The sequence below is a fragment of the Neochlamydia sp. TUME1 genome, from assembly GCF_000813645.1.
Classification (GTDB): domain Bacteria; phylum Chlamydiota; class Chlamydiia; order Chlamydiales; family Parachlamydiaceae; genus Neochlamydia.
On record NZ_JRXI01000015.1, the window covers coordinates 1 to 3839 of the forward strand.

Annotated in this window: 1 protein-coding gene and 1 pseudogene; one reads left to right on the forward strand and one right to left on the reverse strand. The window is 37.2% G+C overall.

Going from position 1 to position 3839, the window contains the following annotated elements; genetic code table 11:
* Positions 1-1144 precede the first annotated feature (1144 nt).
* Positions 1145-2023: pseudogene (locus DB41_RS00785) on the reverse strand (IS982 family transposase).
* A 410-nt stretch (positions 2024-2433) separates the two neighbouring features.
* Here DB41_RS00785 and DB41_RS00790 point away from each other — a divergent pair.
* Positions 2434-3411 (forward strand): KamA family radical SAM protein, encoded by a 978-nt coding sequence (locus tag DB41_RS00790; protein WP_039383315.1) that lies wholly within the window; start codon positions 2434-2436, stop codon positions 3409-3411.
* The last annotated feature ends 428 nt before the right edge of the window (positions 3412-3839 follow it).

Here is a 3839-nt window from a genome sequence, read left to right on the forward strand (position 1 = left end):
CTAAAAAGCTAGAGAAGTTCTGCCATAGATTTTTAAAGTAACTTGAACATTTTCATAATTACATAAAAGATTATGCTGTTTCTATGATCAATCATAGGGCAGAAGAAGCTTTAAGAAATCTAGCCATTTTTTTAAGTTGGTTTTTAGGTAGCTAGTCCTAATATTTAGCAAAAGATGAAGTATCTGATTGCTTTGCTAGCTTTGGAGCTCCTTGTTTCTTATATGCCCCTCTTTGCCTAAGGGCTGAAGAGCTTGGAAAATTTAAGCCAGAAGTATTTAACAGACATAGCTTTTGATTCTTGTGAGGGAAAGGTTTATAGCAAAGGAGAGTAAAAAAGGCCACAGCATAAGAAGGACAAATGGAGAATTTGGAGAAAGATTCACCTAGCCATTTGTCCGTATTCGTAGGAAAGATTATTTTTAAGCAAGCAATAAAGTAGATGATTCAGTAGCCAACCCAATGATCCTCTAAGCTACCAAAGAAAGTCAAGACTGCTGAGGGAGACCGCGCTTATGATAGACATGCTTTCTACCAATCATATTATAGACAGGATATAGATCCTCCAGCCCTCCAAGAATGGGAGGAAGAGTAAAGCCAAGAGACAGACAAGCTTAAGAGATACAAGAATAGCGAGGCTTTAAAAGCTAAAGGGGGTGGAGAAGACGATGAGGGTAGGCAGCTTTAGAAGAAACTTTGCGGCTATCATAGAGGATCACTTACTGAAAACGGCGGGGGATGGCTTCAAAAAAAAGCTTGAGGGGAGAGTTTTTAGTTTTAGAAAAGTAGGTTATCAGCGAGCAGGGGAACAAGATAGATATTCGGCTATGAATAAGATCGCAAAGCTTGGAAATGTCTCACAAGGACAATGGGTACTGACACAGGGAATAAGATCTAATATAAGGCTATATCTTAAACAGACGAGCTATTAGATCATTTGCGCAATAAAGCCGCTAAGTCTATTAAAGTTTTAATGCTTCAGCTTATGTTTATCCTGGTTGGCTGAAGATACACTTACTTTTATTAAGCCTCCTAGGAAAGCTATCTATTAGGCGGGCATGATTTTTTGCCTATCTTAGGAACCACCGGATGAAAAGAAAAACCGTGAACAAAAAGAGTTTTTTATTAACCTGAGTTTTGAGTTTTTTAAGCTGCAATCAAAAAACTCGTTTCTTGACCAGAAAATCTCATAGAAGGCTTTTTTGGTGGGTGGCAATAAGCTGCTATTCCTGCCAACATGTTGACTAGAAAATTCCCTATGCTCCTATGACGAGTATGTTCGATTTGATAGATATTTTTTAATTGATCGTTTACAGTTTCGATTATAGATCTTTTTCTTAGCAGAATTTTGTCTTGAAAAGACATTAACTTCTGTTTCATATTCGATCGTATGCTTGTCAATAGCTCTAAACCGCGATTAATAAGCTTTTGTCTTAATTGAGAGGAAAGATATCCTTTGTCGCCAAACAGCTTTCCCATCAGGTCTTTTGACAAGATATCAACGATAGAAACATCGGAAACATTGCCAGGAGGGAGTTGAAAAGATAGAACCTCTCCCTTTTCATTGATAATCAAGTGAAGTTTGAAACCGTAAAACCAGCCCGAGGTAGTTTTTCCTCTTTTAGCTAAACCTTTGAAAACCTTATTTCTTGTAATTCTTTTATTATGGCAAACGTCAATAGAGGTAGAATCAATGAACGCAATTCCTGTAGGTATTCCTCTTAAGCTATAAAGATAAGCATATAAAGGCACAAATATGATTTTCTTTAAATAAACGAAGCGGCTATAACTAACAAGCTTAGGAAATTCTTGGCGCATATGGGTATTAACATGGTGGTAAAAATGCTTGAAGTTCCTATAATTCGACTGGTGAAATAAAATGACGATCGTCATCATCTCTGGGACTGACAATTCAGGCTTAGGACCACGTTTTGTTTTAGATGAGGCAATGAGATGTTAATCCCATTCTTTGCTAAAAGATTTCCAAAAATCATCGATATTACAGTATAATTCTACTAAACACATTTTTGACCCCTCGTGGTTAAATATTCGTTAAGAAGCAAATATTTTTAAACCATGTAGAGGTCTTTTGTCATTAAGATTATTTATCCTTCTGAGCGATAAACTGATAAACTCAACATTCAGGTTATTAAGAAATTTGTGATAGACATCAGGTAATTAGGTTGTCTTCTCTACCCAAGATATTCATCGTTTCGATCTACTTGTCATAATATTTTTTATACCTAGTTATGGGATGAGCGCTAGGCTAAAAAGAGCCACAGGAAAGGTAAGAACCTTTCTTTTCTTGTTTTATATAAAAAAACTTGTCAGTATGTTAGTAATTTTGTAAGAAAATAAACCCTTTGTTAACGTGGCTTTCAAAAAATATTTACAAACTGTTAGTTTTAAGGTAACTAATTTTTTTATTAGGTAAAATGCAGAATTCTCCAGCTTTATGGCGTCAAATACAACGCAGCAACTTCACAAATTGGAATCAATTAGTAGACTTTTTAGAGCTTTCTCCTGAGCAAGGTGAGCAAATATTAAAAAATCCTTCATTTAAATTAAATTTACCCCTCCGCCTTGCTCAAAAAATTACTAAAGAGAGTTTAGATGATCCTATTCTTAAGCAATTTCTTCCTGTCTTAGATGAAAAGCTGGAAGCTACAGGCTTCCAAATAGACCCCGTCCAGGATCAATTATTTCGAAAGGAAACTAAACTTTTGCAAAAATATAAAGGCCGTGCTCTTTTAGTCTGCACAAGTGCTTGTGCGATGCATTGTAGATATTGCTTTCGCCAAAATTTTGAGTACGATAGCAAAAAAACTAGCTTTGCTAACGAATTGGAGCTTATTCGAGCAGACTTATCTCTTAAGGAAATTATCTTAAGTGGAGGAGATCCTTTATCGCTGGAAAATAGAACATTAAGCAATCTTTTAGATCAACTAGATTCGATTTCTCATCTGCGCCGTGTTCGATTTCATACTCGTTTTCCTATCGGAATTCCGGAAAGGATTGATCAAGAGTTTTTAGATATCTTAAGAGTCCGTCGTGTGCAAATTTGGTTTGTGGTCCATGTCAATCATCCCCGCGAGCTAGATGAGGAAGTTCTTTTAAAACTTAAAAATGTGCAATGTTTAGGCATTCCTGTTCTTAATCAGTGCGTGCTTTTAAAAGGCGTTAACGATGATAAGGAAACTCAAAAACTACTCTGTGAAAAATTGGTAGATCACGGGATTTTACCTTATTATATGCATCAGCTAGACCGAGTAAAAGGGACTGCCCATTTTGAGGTAGAGCGAGAGCAAGGTTGTGAATTTATCCGTTATCTGACTGCTAATCTATCGGGTTATGCGGTCCCTAAATATGTGCAAGAAGTACCGGGAGAGTCCAGTAAAACTTCTCTTTTCTAGCCCTTAAACTAATAACTATCTTATTTAGATAAGGGAGAGCTAGAAAAAAGGCGAGGAGAAGGATTTTATAATACGCTTTCAAGAGACTCCTTATGCGGCCCCGTACTTCATAAAAACCCCTCGAACTAAGTAGAGAGAGAGGTTTCAGAGGGTTGGTTATGCAGACTAAGGTGCGCCACGAACTTCGACAAGCCAACGGCGGGTTAAAGATGCTGTACAAGAGATTAGGGAAGGCCCCTAGTAACCGATGACTTAGGCATAGGTTACAAACCATCTTAAGCTGCATGGGTAAAGAGTCCATGTGGTGAGCGTTAAGGAAAAGGTATAGCAAGACTATATCAGGTGAGAGTTAAGGAGACGAATGCAAATGAATCACTGATGAAGTGGCGAAAGCGTAGGGATGATGTCAAAACTGGGGGGTCTTAGCT

Coding starts and splice junctions, on each gene's coding strand:
- DB41_RS00790 (WP_039383315.1), top strand. CDS start 2,434: ATGCAGAATTCTCCAGCTTTATGGCGTCAAATACAACGCAGCAACTTC.